General features: G+C 44.1%; 20 protein-coding genes and 1 pseudogene. All 21 read right to left on the reverse strand.

Annotated features, from left to right (window positions below):
• Positions 1-10: 10 nt before the first annotated feature.
• The gene (locus H8S44_RS10040) at positions 11-532 is read right to left on the reverse strand and encodes a LemA family protein (RefSeq protein ID WP_186873558.1); all 522 of its coding nucleotides are present in this window, start codon (positions 530-532) and stop codon (positions 11-13) included.
• 74 nt (positions 533-606) lie between these two features.
• Entirely contained in the window at positions 607-1170 is a 564-nt protein-coding gene (locus H8S44_RS16430; RefSeq protein WP_243167551.1) for an isomerase, read from the reverse strand.
• Between the two features lie 136 nt (positions 1171-1306).
• Positions 1307-2041, reverse strand: a complete 735-nt coding sequence (locus H8S44_RS10050; RefSeq protein ID WP_186873559.1) for a LytR/AlgR family response regulator transcription factor — start codon at positions 2039-2041, stop codon at positions 1307-1309.
• Positions 2042-2104: 63 nt separating this feature from the next.
• Positions 2105-2731 (reverse strand): RNA polymerase sporulation sigma factor SigK, encoded by a 627-nt coding sequence (gene sigK / locus H8S44_RS10055; protein ID WP_186873560.1) that lies wholly within the window; start codon positions 2729-2731, stop codon positions 2105-2107.
• A 132-nt stretch (positions 2732-2863) separates the two neighbouring features.
• On the reverse strand, positions 2864-3316 hold the full coding sequence (locus tag H8S44_RS10060; RefSeq protein ID WP_186873561.1) for a YaiI/YqxD family protein: 453 nt from the start codon (positions 3314-3316) through the stop codon (positions 2864-2866).
• An 18-nt stretch (positions 3317-3334) separates the two neighbouring features.
• Positions 3335-3709, reverse strand: coding sequence for a VOC family protein (locus H8S44_RS10065; RefSeq protein WP_186873562.1), 375 nt, complete (start codon positions 3707-3709; stop codon positions 3335-3337).
• A 66-nt stretch (positions 3710-3775) separates the two neighbouring features.
• Positions 3776-4177, reverse strand: coding sequence for a (deoxy)nucleoside triphosphate pyrophosphohydrolase (locus H8S44_RS10070; RefSeq protein ID WP_186873563.1), 402 nt, complete (start codon positions 4175-4177; stop codon positions 3776-3778).
• Positions 4178-4188: 11 nt separating this feature from the next.
• Positions 4189-7171, reverse strand: a pseudogene (locus H8S44_RS10075) (DUF3427 domain-containing protein).
• A gap of 178 nt (positions 7172-7349) precedes the next feature.
• The gene (locus H8S44_RS10080; protein ID WP_243167553.1) at positions 7350-7820 is read right to left on the reverse strand and encodes an ATP-binding protein; all 471 of its coding nucleotides are present in this window, start codon (positions 7818-7820) and stop codon (positions 7350-7352) included.
• Positions 7821-7945: 125 nt separating this feature from the next.
• Positions 7946-8473, reverse strand: coding sequence for a hypothetical protein (locus tag H8S44_RS10085; RefSeq protein WP_186873565.1), 528 nt, complete (start codon positions 8471-8473; stop codon positions 7946-7948).
• A gap of 172 nt (positions 8474-8645) precedes the next feature.
• Entirely contained in the window at positions 8646-8843 is a 198-nt protein-coding gene (locus H8S44_RS10090) for a helix-turn-helix domain-containing protein (protein WP_186873566.1), read from the reverse strand.
• 183 nt (positions 8844-9026) lie between these two features.
• Positions 9027-9248, reverse strand: a complete 222-nt coding sequence (locus H8S44_RS10095; protein WP_186873567.1) for a LytTR family DNA-binding domain-containing protein — start codon at positions 9246-9248, stop codon at positions 9027-9029.
• 17 nt (positions 9249-9265) lie between these two features.
• Positions 9266-9445, reverse strand: coding sequence for a hypothetical protein (locus H8S44_RS10100; protein WP_186873568.1), 180 nt, complete (start codon positions 9443-9445; stop codon positions 9266-9268).
• Between the two features lie 103 nt (positions 9446-9548).
• The gene (locus H8S44_RS10105; protein ID WP_158362368.1) at positions 9549-9791 is read right to left on the reverse strand and encodes a DUF6718 family protein; all 243 of its coding nucleotides are present in this window, start codon (positions 9789-9791) and stop codon (positions 9549-9551) included.
• Positions 9792-10317: 526 nt separating this feature from the next.
• Positions 10318-11553, reverse strand: coding sequence for a peptidase U32 family protein (locus H8S44_RS10110; protein ID WP_186873569.1), 1236 nt, complete (start codon positions 11551-11553; stop codon positions 10318-10320).
• Positions 11554-11591: 38 nt separating this feature from the next.
• The gene (locus H8S44_RS10115; protein WP_330593566.1) at positions 11592-12248 is read right to left on the reverse strand and encodes an O-methyltransferase; all 657 of its coding nucleotides are present in this window, start codon (positions 12246-12248) and stop codon (positions 11592-11594) included.
• Entirely contained in the window at positions 12249-12647 is a 399-nt protein-coding gene (locus H8S44_RS10120) for an endolytic transglycosylase MltG (protein ID WP_186873570.1), read from the reverse strand. It lies immediately after the preceding gene.
• A gap of 18 nt (positions 12648-12665) precedes the next feature.
• Entirely contained in the window at positions 12666-14330 is a 1665-nt protein-coding gene (locus H8S44_RS10125; RefSeq protein ID WP_186873571.1) for a ribonuclease J, read from the reverse strand.
• A 26-nt stretch (positions 14331-14356) separates the two neighbouring features.
• Complete coding sequence (locus H8S44_RS10130; protein ID WP_186873572.1) at positions 14357-14812, reverse strand: Fur family transcriptional regulator; 456 nt, start codon at positions 14810-14812, stop codon at positions 14357-14359.
• A gap of 33 nt (positions 14813-14845) precedes the next feature.
• On the reverse strand, positions 14846-15106 hold the full coding sequence (locus H8S44_RS10135) for a DUF1292 domain-containing protein (protein WP_186873573.1): 261 nt from the start codon (positions 15104-15106) through the stop codon (positions 14846-14848).
• A 14-nt stretch (positions 15107-15120) separates the two neighbouring features.
• Positions 15121-15573, reverse strand: a complete 453-nt coding sequence (gene ruvX, locus H8S44_RS10140) for a Holliday junction resolvase RuvX (RefSeq protein ID WP_243167555.1) — start codon at positions 15571-15573, stop codon at positions 15121-15123.
• Between the last annotated feature and the right edge of the window lie 7 nt (positions 15574-15580).

A 15580-nucleotide genomic window follows, 5' to 3' on the forward strand; every position in this document is an offset into this window, starting at 1 on the left:
GATGTTCCTCCTATCCTTTTCTTTCCAGATAAGCTCTTTTGGGAAACCGCAGAAGCCCCGCAGCCACATTCGCCGGGAATCGGCTGATGGCCTGATTGTATCTGGATACCGTATCATTATAAATCAGTCCGCTGGTGTGCAGCATCCGCTCATAGCTTTCTGCCGCGGCCCGATATTTTTCATAATTCTGTTCGTTCTGTACTGCCGGATATCGCTCTGCAGTCTCCATAAGTACCTTCCAGACTTTTGTGAGCACTGCATCCTGCTCTGCTGCCTCTTCCGGTTCCGTCTCCGCTGTGATGGTGCGTCTTTTTTCCCGTACACAGCTCACCAGTTCTCGCATATTCCTGTCATAATGCCGGGTCATCTCCACCAACGCTACCACCGCATCGTACCGAGAGGAAATCTGGATCCCGATCTGCCCCATAGCATTCTTGACATTTTCGTCTAGGGCGCTCAGCTTCCGCTGCTCTGAAATCAGCCAGACCGCCAGCAAAATCAGCAGCAAAAGAATGATAATTCCTGTTTTCATATCTTTCCATGCCCTGTTATTAAAAACGGCGGCTGCGGACCTACGCCGCATCCGCCTGGATTCTGATTTCCGTTTTACTGCATAAAGTACAGTCCATTATATCCGGTAGAATCGGACAAAGCAATCATCACAACGCTGCCGTCATCCTGCTGTGCAAATGCACAGTAATACTTCAGCTCTGTACCATTATTATCGAAGTATACACCATAACCTGTGCTGTCCTGCTCATAGGTTCCATCCAATTCTCCGCCGCCCTGAACCATTTTTGCAGTGCCATCTTCGTTGAATACAAAATCAAGCTGTCCGCCATACTGCTCCAGAGACGCTGCAATCTCTTCATCCGTCAGCTCGTTTCCATCAATGCAACCGCCTGTGAAGCTCCAGGTCGTACCGGCTACCTCTACCGGCTCAGTCATCATATCAATGCTCCAGAGAGGGCCGTCATCGCCTTCTGCGAACTCTGTCTCAGCCTCTGCTGTATCCTCCGTGTCATCAGCCACCTCTTCCGTGTCCTCGGTCTCCGTGGTCTCCTCCGTAGCTGTGGTATCAGTCTCTGCAGCGTCGTCAGAGCCTCCGCAGGCTGCCAGGGACATCACCATCATGGTACCTAAAATCAGTGCTAATACTTTCTTTTTCATAACAAATTCTCCTTTGTGTGATTTTTGCGGTTTCCCCGCTTGCTGACTTCAGTGTACCCGAGTTTATGCAAAAAAGGGGCGATTCGACATGAATCGCCCCAAATCTGCGGTAAATCTTCCTGTTTTCAGTCACTCCCTACAGAACCACCTGTTCTCTGTCAAATACATACTCCAGATACCGGTTCTTGATATCGGAATATTTTCCATGGGGAATGGGAATCTCCTTCTGATTCTGCATCCGAATGCTTTTTGAGGAAAGGGTCCGGATATAGTCCATATTCACCAGATAGGAACGGTGCGGTCGCAGAAAGTTCGCGTAAACGGAAAGCTGTTCTTTCAGATCGTCCAGCTTTCCCATGCTCTCCAGAACCCGGCCGTCTTCCATATAAAACTGCAGCGTCCGGCCCATAACCTCGCAGTACATCAGTTTCTCCAGCTCAATCCGCGAAATTCCCTCCCGACAGCGCATGATAAGACTTCTCTGCTCCGCCTTTTTGCATTCAGCTATCACCGAATCCATCAGACGGTAAAAGCTCTCCTGCCAGATGGGCTTCAGCTGATAAAAGTATGCGCCCACAGTGTAGGACTCCACTGCGTACTCCGGCGAGGATGTGAGAAAAATGATCTTGACTGCCGTATCAATGTCCCGGATCTCTCTTGCTGCGTCCATACCGTTCTGGCCCGGCATCAGCACATCCAGAAACAGAATATCAAACCGAACTCCCTTTTCCAGCTCTGCCAGCAGATCCAGCGAACTCTGAAATGCCGCGTACTCGATCTCCCGGTTTTTCTCCACCCGATACCGGTCCACCAGAACCTGCAGTTCTTTCAACACGTTCAAATCATCATCGCAAAATCCTATTTTCAGCATGACCGGCTCCTCCTCTCCCGCACTCTTTTCCCATTATAAACGGCAGTTCCCGGATAAATCAAGCTATTCCTGTAAAAAATGCTCCCGTAGCTTCTGCAGGGCGGTTTTTTCGATCCGACTGATATAAGAACGGGATATTCCGAGCATCTGAGCAATCTCCCTCTGGGTGTATTCCTTTCTATTATAAAGGCCATACCGCATGATCAGCACCGTCCGCTCCCGCTCGGTCAGCACCTCGCCAAGCAGGGCGTAAAGCTTTCTGCTGTCTTCCTTCAGGCAGAACCGGCTGAAGGCGTCCCGTTCCCCACTTTCCATTATATCCAGCAGATGGATTTCGTTTCCTTCTTTATCCGTACCTATGGGGTCATAATAGGAGGTTTCCCGGGCGGTTTTCTTTTTGGAGCGAAAGTACATCAGGAGTTCATTCTCCACACACCGGGCCGCATAGGTGGCAAGTCTTGACCCCTTGGTGTTGTCAAATGTGGTTACGGCCTTGATGAGGCCGATGGTACCGATGGATATCAGGTCTTCGGTCTCCTCGCCTGAGCCCTGATATTTCTTTACAATATGGGCTACCAGCCGCAGATTGTGCTCCACCAGAATATCGCGCGCGTGCCCGTCGCCCTCTTTTAGCCTCTGCAAGTAATACTGCTCCTCTTCTGCCTCTAATGGTTGCGGAAACGTCTTCAAAAAAGGCACCTCACGGGCGGATTTATCTTATCTTATGATAAATCCGACTGTGAAGTGCCTTTCCCAGTTGATTTGGGCCAGTACGATTTATTTTCTCTGATAAATTAGCCCCATCAAGGTTATTCCACTTTTCTATCTTCCATTCTGTATCATCCGTAAAAGTTTTTCAAAAGACTGGGCAAAGCGTATATCATCATCTTCTGTACGCTTTCTCGGTCCTTTCAGATGATTCTTATGAGAACTTCGTCTTGCCTTCTTATTCAGGTGCCGCTCCATAAGCAACTGATCGATATTTTCGTTCGTATACCACTTACCGGATTGGTGAATAGCATACGCACCTTTTCCAAGAGCCATAGCAGCTACCCCATAGTCCTGCGATACTACAACATCACCCTTATGGCAAATGCTAATCAGCTTATAATCTACGGCATCTGCTCCTGCTCCGACAACAATTACTTCACTATAATCAGAAATCAGCACATGGTTCGTATCACACAGCAATGTGGTTGATATGTTGTATTTCTCTGCTATTTTCTCTACAATGCCTACTACCGGACACGCATCTGCATCCACAAATATCTGCATCCCTTGCCCTCAATTCTGTCATTCTTTGTAATCCACAGGTGTTCGAACCTCAATCAGATTTCCCGATGGATCATAAAATCTTACAAGCTTCTGTCCGCCCTCCAGCTCCATTAATTCTGTAACATAAGTTACAACCTCTCGGCCAGTCTCCAGTTTCTTTATGATACCCTCTATATCGTGATCTACAAAATAAAGTTCCGTCCTATTATTATATGGTACGGTATGTAGTTTTGTACTGTCGTACCATACATCCGCGTCCTGCAATACCAGTCCCTCAGACATAATTACATTGCCTTCCAGTCTTGTAACCACACGCAGTCCAAACAGTTCCTCATAAAATTTTATAGACTCTTCGATATCGTCCACAATAATCAAAACATTTTTCAAACTCATGAATTATGCCCTTTTCACTTTTTGAAGCTGCGTCGTAATGACAGCTGTGAAGTACTCCTACCATACCTATAGATTCATTTGCACTTTTTCAAGCAACAATACATCTGCTGGAAGCCAATTTACGCAGCAAAGTGATTCTTTGTTTAACCACCGCGCAGCTTCATGTTCTTTCAACACAAGATCTCCCCTGCAGATTTCACACCAAAAGCATTCCATCGAAAGATGAAAGTCCGGATAATCGAACTCAATTGTATCAATCAAATCACCTACGGCTATTTCTGTGTCAAGTTCTTCCAGGATTTCACGTTTTAATGCTTCTTGCGGTGTCTCGCCAGATTCAATTTTTCCACCAGGAAATTCCCAGCCCCCTTTGAAATCTCCATATCCACGTTGTGTAGCAAAAATAATCGGTTCTCCATCTTCATTAACAGCTTTTATTACAGCTGCCACAACTTTTATCGTCCTCATATATCCTCCACTTAAGAATTCACGATATATTCATAAATATCTTCCCGTACCGGGACATCAAGTATCCACTCTATTTCCACTGCTGTTTTTTGGGTATTAGCCATTGTAATTTCTTTTACGCTTCCACTTGCTGTCATATGTCCCAGATAATAAAATTCTTTCGAAATCTTATCGTCCTTATTTTTTCTTACAAAAAGCTCCACTTGAATACCTCGTTCCTTTGCTTTCAAGAAATTCTGCACATCTTCCGACTGTAAACTTCTTCCTGATTTTGAAATAGCAATCAAACGATCCCGAAATCCTGGTACAAAATGATCTTCATATTTTGTAGTATCGCTAATATTCTCGGCCTTATCATAATTGATGAACACTGGAAATGTCTTTGTCTTTTTATCAAACTTATATCCGCCAATATTTAATGGCACTTCGTTCTGCTCCCAGTTAAGCAGGCGACAGACATCTTCATAGGTATATTTCTGATATAAAACCAAATCTGTCCGATCATATGTCTTTATATAATTTCTTTCATATCGGCGAATGCCAAATTCAACTAATTCTTGAAGGACCTCATAAAACTCATTATGTTCCATCATCTGCATAAATGTCTTTGTCGGTTTATAATCTGTTCCTTCTTTCTCAATAAATACACATTGAGAATAAGTCTTCTTACTTGCTCCGGCAGGGAACTCATTTGTCATAACATTTATAATGTTTTCTCTCTGATTCTGACCAATAGCTTTTCCATACCCCTTCATATCTTCCAAAAGACCTGCAAATAAGCCAGACTTTGATAATCCGTGAGCATACGCCATCATTCTTTTCAACATCTGAAGCTCTTGAATTCTTTTTCCACTTGCCAGCTTTTTTGAAACGAACTCTATAACCTTTTCTTCGTCCTCCGACAAACGAATGTTATATTCTTTCTCATATTTTACCAGGAACTTATAGTATGAGCCAAGATTGTTGTTATCAAAAATACGAATGACATCCATTTCACCGTAGTCATCAAAATCACACAGCCTGGGAATTCGTCCGAGCTTGTTCTTTAGATTTGTGTAGTTCTCTCGGATAAGCTTTATATCGCTAAAGTTTGCATTATCTACAGACGCAAATATTTTCTTTCTACTAATCTCATCAAAATGTATGGTAGACGCACCAGGAATTACTCTTCCACCCTCCATGACATATCTGCGAATATTATCTTTATTATAGGTTCTGTCCCCTGATAATGCGATTGGAATCATAAAATTATTGTTGTAATTTCCGATAAAATCAAGAATTACTACATATTCTTTTCCGTATGCTTTTCTGAGTCCTCGTCCCAACTGCTGGATAAACACAATCGGGGATTGTGTTGGTCTAAGCATAATAACCTGATTTACTTCTACAATATCAACACCTTCGTTTAAGATTTCGACAGAAAAAATATAATCCAACGGCTCATTATCTTCTGTTGCATCTTCTTCATTCATGGCAAGTCTCTCAAACGCAGCCTGTCTATCCTGTTCAGAAGCACTGCCATTCAACGCAATCGTTCTGAACTTCCGACCTGTGGAAGGATTCATCGTGTGATTAAATTTATTTGCTAATTCTTCCGATTCCTTAATACTGCTACAGAAAATCAGCCCTTTCACCTTATCCCCACTATATCCATAATAGTCAGCCTGATTGATAATATGCTTTACCCTTTCATCACTGGTCAGCATAGTAAAATCTCTTCTGACCCCTTTTTCATCTCCGATAATTTCCAAATCGGTAATGCCAAAATAGTGGAATGTACAAAGAAGATTCTCCTCCATCGCCTGTTGTAATCGAATTTCGTATGCAATTTGATAGTTGAATAGCTCGTAAACATTTCTTCCTTCTATGCTATCATCTCTTTTATCCGGAGTAGCTGTCATTCCCAGCCAAAGTTTTGGAGTAAAATGATTCATCACTTTCTGATATGTATCTGCCGGAACATGGTGGGCTTCATCTAATACAATACAATCGAATGTATCTTTTTTATACTGAAGCAAATGTTCATCTCGATTCAATGTCTGTACTGTCGCAAACACATAATCTGCGTCATATTCATGGTATCCGGCACCGACCAGTCCCATTGAAACGGACCTGGCAAATACTTTTTCATAAGACTTCTTTGTCTGTCTTGCCAGCTGGCCGCGATGAACCAAGAACAGTACTCGTTTAAACCCAAGTTCTCTCATTGCAAATGCAGACGCATAGGTCTTCCCCGTACCAGTCGCAGAAATCAAAAGTGCTCTATCCTCACCAGCCTCCAGAATTTTTCTCAAATTCGTAATAAACCCCACCTGCATACTGTTTGGCTGCAGTTTATATTTTTCAATTGAAATGATTTCTTCCTGTTTTGCAATCTCACGCTGGTGCTTGATGATCTCATATTGCTCGCTATACTTCTCATAGAACTCATCAAACGATAATGCATAGTTTGAATTCCATAATTCATTGAATTCAGCAATAATTTCCTGCGCTATTTCTCCCTGTTCTGTTGAAATTAACTTTGTATTCCACTCTCTATTACTCGTAAGTGCTGCGCTTGTGATATTAGAACTGCCAATAATAATACGATAAATTTCTTCCTTCTTGAAAATATAACCCTTTGTGTGAAATCCTTCCTTAGCAGCTTCTACATCATACATTTTAAGTGTGATATTGGATAATTCGTTGAGTTTTTTCAAAGCTCTAGGCTCACTGAAATTCAAATAATTGGTTGTAAGAATTTCACCTTCAATATTTCTCTCCTCAAGCTCTTTCAATGTTTGAAGAAGAGGGGTAATACCATTCATCGTAATAAATGCTACGCTTATCTGGAAACTATCACATGCCAAAAGTTCGTCCTCAATAGACGAAAATACTTTCTTTCCTGCTTTATGATTATTGGATACAAATTCTGGTCTATATATTGTTTGAAACAACGGAACCGTCGATGTATGCTGTTTCAAATCCTAATCGTACTTCATCAATCTTCCCCATATCTCTTTCTCCATTATTTTTCTTCAATCCCCTGCTACTAGTATATTCTTTTCCCCACTCACTTTCAAATGTTTTTATCATAACAAACCTTTTTGATTCGCTATCTTCGGAAAAAGTAAGGGAACAGGCCAGATAGACTTGTTCCCTTAAAACCACTATTAATTATTCGTTTCTTTTGTCACATATTTTCCTGCATTCCTGCCTCTACCATTTCCCTAAGAATCACTCTGGCACGCCTTTGCTTTACTTGCAACAATATTTCCGCCTGATGTGATGTTATTTTTCCATTTTCTTTTATATATTCAAGTACCTTTGTTTGTTGCTTTCTCATGATTTTGTTATCTGCACTTCTTATCGGCACTCTCACATTGTTATCGGCACTTTTTATTTCCTGTTTATCTGCTACAAAATCATAAGAATATTCATCATTCAAAGGCACAATAGTCTTAAACACATCACCCTCTATAAATTCCGGTTCCTGCCCTGAATAATATTTACTATACTTAAATAAATTATGTACGCCAGAACCAAGTTGATCGGCATAACCAATATTTCTGAAAAATGCCGCTATAATCGGATTTTTAGGATTGGGTTCTATATTATCTGCTGTAATAAAGCCTTCCCTGGTTGCCCTGTTTGCATTTTCCACATACATATGCTCTTTTTCAATTACAAATTTTGCAGTATAACATTGAGATTCTTATGCTTTTTTCGTTGACATTTAATACTGTTCAATGTATCATATAATCAAGAAATGGGTTTGTTACCGTACGGCTATTGCTCAAGCGGGGTGCTCGTTTCTTTTTTTATGTTCACCAAGTCATACAGATATAAATATCCGTCTGCAGCATGTCGTATCAACATTTCTATCCTGAATATATTAAATCGTTCAAGTTCTCCAGTATCATTGTTATATACTGGGAGTGCAAACCTTGTCGTAAACCTATACCAGCCAAACTTTGCATCAACATTATGCTTTCCTTTAAAGTTTTCCTGCCATCGTCTATTCGTAGCACATTGAAGAAGCATAGGAATTCCCTGGGTAGCATTAGCCTTTGCTTTCGCATTCGCTCCATATAATCTTTTGGTATCTACAGATCCTTTTAATTCTCCTGGAAAATCTGAACCAATATAGACTTGATCCGAGGTTTCGACTACTTCATAGCAATTTCCTATGTATTCTTTTAAATACTGCTCAACTTCTTCCCAATTGATATTCCTCTTCCCTTTAAAACGAATATCACTGATCACAACAATTTTCTTTCCATCCAAATCTGATATTACGCTTATTTTCTTATCCACTAAATACTCTCCTTTCCAACTTGACGCATTGCGTTATGCTTATGGTAAAAAAATATACAAAAAATACTATGATAACTGATAACCCTTCCTTGAACTAATTCTTGGACTGGAAATCATCTTATCTTGAACTAAATATAATTATTTCCAGTCCAACAAATCATCAGTACCACCTTTAAATATCTTCACTTTTGATTCGACGCTCTATTTCCGCTCTGTATTTCAACAATCGCAGTAAATAATCCGGAAGCTCTCTTTTCTCTGCTTCCCAATCCTGAATCGTTCGATATGGAATACCATAGTAATCGCTGAACTCACGTCTGTTCATTCCCATTTTTTCTCTTAGCTCTTTTACTTCTTTTCCTCTACTCATCTTCTTTATTCCACCATTATTTAACGCATTGCGTTATCTAATGATAAGTCATTGCGAGTCAGTTTGTCAATCACCTTCTTTATCAAATTTTATTGCCCACAATAGAAAAGACAGATCCGAACCCCTTGTAAATCAAGGCTTTTCGTCCTGTCATTAATATAACCCATACTCCCGTTGCAGAAATTAAGTTTCTTTTCTATATGGTTTACTGATATTTAAATTTTCTCCATTTAGCATTTTTACCATTTCATAAGAATATTCACTTACATTTGACGGATTGATAATATAGGATTGATGAATCATCAAAAAATCAGCTGGAAGATTTTCTGCGATGCTCTTTAGCTTTCCATAAAATTCTTCTTTTCCATCTTTCTTTACAATGATTATTTTCTTATCCATACTCATAAGATAAGCAATATCTTTTAACGGAACCCTAAAAACAGAATTTCCTTTTTGAAATTCAAATCATTTTGTATACTTTCGCCGGGATACCATACCTCAATTTCGACTTTCATCCCTAGCTCTTTTGAAAGCCCGTAAATCCGCTCTTCCAAAACAGGACATAAAATCTTGTCGTCATCACAAATTCCAATCTTATACATGGTCATGTCCTTTCAAAGGTTTTTATCATAACAACCCTTTTTGATTCGGTATCTTCGGAAAAGTAAGGGAACAGGCCAGGTAGGCTTGTTCCCTTACTTTTTCTTATGCAACATTCAGTTTTGAAACCCGATCGATATATTCCTTCATATCCTCTATATATTCATATGGTGCATACTCTGGATAAATATCCGGCGAATCCAGTACTACTATCTGCACCCCTTCTGCTCGAATCGCTTCCAATGTTCCCGGCAGACATCTTGCCTCATTCGGTGTCTTGCAACTGTAGGCTATGCAACCCTGCTTGTCAAAAATCTTTGCAATTACATAGATTTTTTTATCTCCCATTCTACTCACCTCTCAATTTTTTCAACTGTTCTACAAACTCCTCTTCATTCTGTATCATACCTGCCTTATAACTCTGATACATCATTCTTCCAATTTCAGCGGTATCATACTTATAGATGTACCGATGGCTCCATACATTAAACCGGAAATCATCACCGCACCAAAGCTGTATCTCTATCGGTCATCCATGCGTAACCGAAACCCCAACACATCATATGCAGTAATAAATCTCGTACAAATAGAACATAAAATTTAAAAAGCATCACGCCCCAATTTTCAATTACAAGGTAATCTTACCACAGTTATAAGAATTTTTTAACAGAGTCTAATTCTGCCAGGCGCAGGCTTTGGCGTTTGCCATGATTTTCTTATCCATTCTCCTGCCCGTAATCCTCCTTCTGTCTCTAATAATGCGGAAACGTCTTCAAAAAAACACCTTCCGAGTGGAGTTATCTTACTTGATAAATCCACCTGCAAGGTGCCTTTCCCATTTAATTTCCGGTATAGAGAACGTATTACAGCTTTTCTACTCTTCTTTCCGTCTCAGAATATCGCAGGCGTCCGCTTCACCACTTAACTTCACGCGCAGCTTCTGCTGGGGATGGGGCGCGCTCTCCATGGCTTCGCCTTCTTCATTCAGGATAGCTTCTACCCTGACAGCCAGATTTTCTCCGTCCGGCTTCATGATCTCAATCATTTCTCCCACAGAAAACTTATTCCTCTGCTCCAGATGGATATAATTTTCCGCGTCCACGTCGCCAACAATTCCCAGATAGGTATAGCCCTTCTGATACGTATTGTTATCATAAATCTGGGAACTCTCGTCCGGCTTTCCATAGAAAAATCCGGTGGTAAATTCCCGATACGTGCAAGCTGCAATCTGCTCCTTATACCAGGGCATATGTTCCTCGTAAAGCTCCCGGGACTTCAGGCAATCGTCGATGGCCTTCCGGTAGGTTCTGGCCACTGTCGCCACATAGAGCGCCGTCTTCATGCGGCCCTCAATCTTAAAGCTGTCAATGCCGGATTCCAGAAGCTCCGGAATATGCTCAATCATGCAGAGATCCTTGGAATTAAAGATATAGGTGCCCCGCTCATTTTCATACACCGGCAGATACTCGCCGGGACGGCTCTCCTCCATAACCGCGTACTTCCAGCGGCAGGGATGGGTACAGGCACCCTGGTTCGCGTCGCGGCCGGTAAAATAATTGCTCAGAAGGCAGCGTCCCGAATAAGAGATACACATGGCTCCGTGTACAAAAGTCTCAATTTCCAGATCCTCCGGGATATGCGCCCGCAGCTCCCGAAGTTCTTCCATGGAAAGCTCTCGGGCGGAAACCACCCGTTTTGCCCCCTGCTGATACCAGAACTGATAGGTCAGATAGTTGGTGTTATTGGCCTGGGTGCTGATATGACGCTCTATCTCCGGACAAATCTCCTTCGCCAGCATAAAGACGCCCGGGTCCGCGATAATCAGCGCGTCCGGTTTGATTTCCTTCAGTTCCTCAAAATAAGCCCGCACGCCTTCCAGATCCCGGTTATGGGCCAGAATATTCGCTGTTACATAAACCTTTACCCCATGGGCATGGGCGAAGGCAATTCCCTCTTTCATGTCTTCCATGGAGAAATTTTTAGCCTTGGCGCGAAGACCAAAGGCCTCGCCGCCGATGTATACCGCATCTGCGCCAAAGACCACCGCGGTCTTTAAGACCTCCAGACTGCTGGCCGGAATTAAAAGCTCCGGTTTTCTCTCTGTACTCATACTTGCTCCTTCTTTATAACCATTCCATATCAAAACAGTTATACTGAATCATTACCTTTCTTCACGCTTACAGTCACACCGTCACCCAGCGGCAGCACCGAGGTAGTCAGCTCCGGGTGATGGGTCAGCGTATACAGATACTCCCGCATACGGCTGTGAATGGTCCGGTCGCGGCGTTCCACTGCGAATCGGGACTCGATGATATCGCCGTCCTGCAGTACATTATCGGATAAAAGGATACCTCCAGGCGCCAGAAGCCGGAACACCTCCGGCAGGAAGTGAATATACTGGCCCTTGGCTGCATCCATGAAAATAAAATCATAGGTTCCTGTCAGCCCCTTCAAAATATCCGCAGCATCCCCCTCCAGCAGGGTAATCCGATCCTGACGTCCCGCCCTGCGGAAATTCTCCTTTGCAATGGGAATCCGTTTCTCGTATTTTTCAATGGTGGTGATCCGTGTATCCGCCGGACTGTACTCTGCCATCAGAAGCGCAGAAAAGCCTACGGCCGTTCCTACCTCCAGGATCCTTTCAGGCTTCTTTGCCGCCAGCAGCGTCTTCAGAAAGCTCTGCGTCTCCCGTCGTATGATCGGCACATAGGTTTCCAGTGCTTCTTTCTCTATTTGATTCAAAAGCTCTGTATTGCCCATATCAAGGGAATTGATATAGGCTGTGGTTCTCTCTCCTGCTATCACTTACGATTCTTCCTCTTGTCCCCAGTCGAAATCCACCTCTTCGCCCGACATGACTGCCATCAGCTGTCTGGGCTTCATGGCTGTCGAAAGGGTATAGGTTCCTGCTTTCATAGTCTTGGAATACTTGGAGCATATGGCCTGAATATAGAAAAGCTTCCAGTTCTCCACCAGTCCCTTGTGCTCCATCAGCTTCGCAATGGTCTTCGCTGAGGAACCGTCCTCCACCGTAACTGTGATGGTTCTTCCCGGCATGGGATCCAGGGCTTCCTCCTGGAACACTGAATGTCCGTAGGAGAAGGCCGTGCTTCCCAGCTTGAAGATGCCAAGCACAATCACTGCCATGATTACGATTTTCAATGTTATGGATAAGACCGTCAGGGCCGCTTTTCTTGTATTCATCCTCAGTCCTCTTTATCGCTATACTTCCATAATAATCGGCAGAATCATGGGATTCCGCTTCGTCTTCTTCCAGATAAAGTCGCTTAAAGCGTCCTTGATCACATTCTTCAGCTTGCCCCAGTCGGTTACGCCTTTCTCCAGGCAGTTATTCACCGCGTCGTTCACTACAGCTCTTGCCTCTTCCATCAGATCCTCGGACTCCCGCACATAGACGAAGCCACGGGACACGATATCCGGTCCGGCCAGCAGCTGATTACTGTACTTCTCCAGGGTCATAACCACGATCATAATGCCGTCCTCAGCCAGATGCTGACGATCCCGCAGAACAATATTTCCCACATCGCCCACGCCCAGGCCATCCACCAGGATTCCGCCTGTATGCACATGATCCACGACTTTCGCGTTATCCGCGTTCAGCTCCAGCACATCACCGGAGGACAGAATGAAGATGTTCTCCTTTGGAATACCAAGACTCCGGGCCACATCGGCCTGGGCCTTCAGATGACGGTATTCACCGTGAACCGGAATGGCGTACTTGGGACGAACCAGGGAGTAAATCAGCTTAATCTCCTCCTGACACGCATGTCCCGATACATGGGCATCCTGGAAAATCACGTCTGCTCCCTTCATGGACAGCTCGTTGATCACACGGGAAACCGCTTTCTCATTGCCCGGAATGGCCTTGGAACTGAACACCACGGTGTCGCCCGGCTTGATCTGTACCTTTTTATGAATATTCGCCGCAATCCGGGATAGAGCCGCCATGGACTCTCCCTGGCTTCCGGTGGTAATCAGGACCACCTGATCGTCTGGATAGTTCTTCATCTGCTCGATATCAATGAGCGTCTTGTCAGGAATATTCAGGTATCCCAGTTCTGACGCTGTGGAAATCACATTGACCATACTCCGGCCCTCGATGACTACCTTCCGGCCGTATTTGTAAGCGGAATTAATAATCTGCTGTACACGGTCCACGTTAGACGCGAAGGTGGCGATGATGATACGGGAATTCTTATGATCGGACATGATATCGTCGAATACCTTGCCCACGGTCTTCTCAGACATGGTAAAGCCCGGACGCTCTGCATTGGTGCTGTCGCACATGAGGGCCAGAACACCCTTCTTTCCAATCTCGCCAAAACGCTGCAGATCGATAGCGTCGCCAAATACCGGTGTGTAATCCACCTTAAAGTCTCCGGTGTGTACCACGATGCCTGCCGGGGAATAGATGGCCAGGGCAGAGGCATCCACGATACTGTGGTTGGTCTTGATGAACTCGATCCGGAATGCCCCCAGATTGATGGACTGACCATGCTGAATCACCTTGCGTTTCACATGGTTCAACATATTGTGCTCTTTCAGCTTATGCTCGATGAGACCGATGGTCAGCTTGGTGGCGTAGATCGGCACATTGATGTCCTTCAGCACATAGGGCAGGGCGCCGATGTGATCCTCATGTCCATGGGTGATCACAAAGCCCTTCACCTTCTGAATGTTCTCCTTCAGATAACTCACATCCGGGATAACCAGATCGATACCCAGCATATCATCCTCCGGAAATGACAGACCGCAGTCCACAACAACAATACTGTCTTCGAATTCAAAGGCAGTAATATTCATTCCGATCTGCTCCAGTCCGCCGAGGGGAATGATCCGCAGTTTTGAATTGTTAATATTTCTCAAGCTCTTTCCTCCTGTAAATAAATCTGTTATTTGTGTTCCTTTTCCAAACAGTCTTTACAGTATCCGTAGAGTTTCACCTCATGGTCGACCACCTGAAATCCCAGCGCCTGCTTTACCCCCGTCTCCAGCGCTTCCAGCATATCATCCTGAAAAGCAGATACCTTCCCACATCTGAGACAAATCAGATGATGATATCTGTGATGTTCTTCCTCGTCCAGACTTCCTATCTCATAACGAATAAAACCGTCATCCAGGTTGATGCGATCAATCAGTTCCAGCTCTAATAATAACTGAACTGTTCTATAAACAGTAGCCAATCCGATATCCGGATTTTCTACTTTTACTCTCTCGTAAATATCCTCTGCTGTCAAATGCTGCTCCGGATTCTCCGCCAGCACCTCCAGCACGACCAGACGCTGTCTGGTCATCTTCAATCCTTTTTCTTTCAGTAATTTCTGAAACTTTTCCCTGTCTACTGCCAAACCAGCCTCCTGCTCCCTGCCCTTTCCCTGATTCTAAAGGGTCAGATCCACATCGTCCAGAAGCTGCTCAAAGATGCCCATGACGCTCTCAAGCTCCCGATCATCCTCCACGATCTCGTAGAGGGCTTCGCTATCCCCATCGGAAGACAGATCCTTCAGAATCAGTGCTTCTCCGTCATCTTCCTGGGAATCAGTCACCAGAATATAGTCCACACCGTTCAGGCGTGTCTCCTCCAGCACATAAAAGTCTACCGTTTTCCCCGTCTCTTTATGGGTAAATGAAATCTTTTCCATCTGATTACTCCTGATTACTCATCATCTTCCGCGTTTCTGGTATCTGAAGCGGCAAGACTGTCCAGATAGCCCTGCAAAATCAAAGTGGCCGCCAAAGCGTCCACATACTGTCCCCGGTTCTCCCGGCGCACCCCGCCTTCCATCATGGCGCGGTTAGCTGCCACAGTCGTAAGACGCTCATCCCACATCACAACAGGGAGCCCCGTACGTTTCTCCAACATCTCTTTAAATGCCAGAGACTTCTCCGCACGCTCTCCCAGGGTATTGTTCATATTCTTCGGAAGTCCCAGCACCAGCTTTTCCGCGCCATACTCCCTGACCAGTTCTTCGATCCTGGCCAGCGTCTGCCGCAGCTTGCTCTCAGACTTTCTCCGCACAATTTCCACAGGCTGGGCAGTAATCCCCAGGGGATCGCTGACTGCCACGCCCACGGTCTTGGAACCAAAGTCAAGTCCCAGTATTCTCATCCTATTC

This window comes from Anaerosacchariphilus hominis (assembly GCF_014290175.1).
Lineage (GTDB): Bacteria > Bacillota > Clostridia > Lachnospirales > Lachnospiraceae > Laedolimicola > Laedolimicola hominis.

Coding starts and splice junctions, on each gene's coding strand:
- H8S44_RS10040 (WP_186873558.1), bottom strand. CDS start 532: ATGAAAACAGGAATTATCATTCTTTTGCTGCTGATTTTGCTGGCGGTC.
- H8S44_RS16430 (WP_243167551.1), bottom strand. CDS start 1,170: ATGAAAAAGAAAGTATTAGCACTGATTTTAGGTACCATGATGGTGATG.
- H8S44_RS10050 (WP_186873559.1), bottom strand. CDS start 2,041: ATGCTGAAAATAGGATTTTGCGATGATGATTTGAACGTGTTGAAAGAA.
- H8S44_RS10060 (WP_186873561.1), bottom strand. CDS start 3,316: ATGCAGATATTTGTGGATGCAGATGCGTGTCCGGTAGTAGGCATTGTA.
- H8S44_RS10065 (WP_186873562.1), bottom strand. CDS start 3,709: ATGAGTTTGAAAAATGTTTTGATTATTGTGGACGATATCGAAGAGTCT.
- H8S44_RS10070 (WP_186873563.1), bottom strand. CDS start 4,177: ATGAGGACGATAAAAGTTGTGGCAGCTGTAATAAAAGCTGTTAATGAA.
- H8S44_RS10090 (WP_186873566.1), bottom strand. CDS start 8,843: ATGAGTAGAGGAAAAGAAGTAAAAGAGCTAAGAGAAAAAATGGGAATG.
- H8S44_RS10095 (WP_186873567.1), bottom strand. CDS start 9,248: ATGAGTATGGATAAGAAAATAATCATTGTAAAGAAAGATGGAAAAGAA.
- H8S44_RS10100 (WP_186873568.1), bottom strand. CDS start 9,445: ATGTATAAGATTGGAATTTGTGATGACGACAAGATTTTATGTCCTGTT.
- H8S44_RS10105 (WP_158362368.1), bottom strand. CDS start 9,791: ATGGGAGATAAAAAAATCTATGTAATTGCAAAGATTTTTGACAAGCAG.
- H8S44_RS10110 (WP_186873569.1), bottom strand. CDS start 11,553: ATGAGTACAGAGAGAAAACCGGAGCTTTTAATTCCGGCCAGCAGTCTG.
- H8S44_RS10120 (WP_186873570.1), bottom strand. CDS start 12,647: ATGAATACAAGAAAAGCGGCCCTGACGGTCTTATCCATAACATTGAAA.
- H8S44_RS10135 (WP_186873573.1), bottom strand. CDS start 15,106: ATGGAAAAGATTTCATTTACCCATAAAGAGACGGGGAAAACGGTAGAC.
- ruvX (WP_243167555.1), bottom strand. CDS start 15,573: ATGAGAATACTGGGACTTGACTTTGGTTCCAAGACCGTGGGCGTGGCA.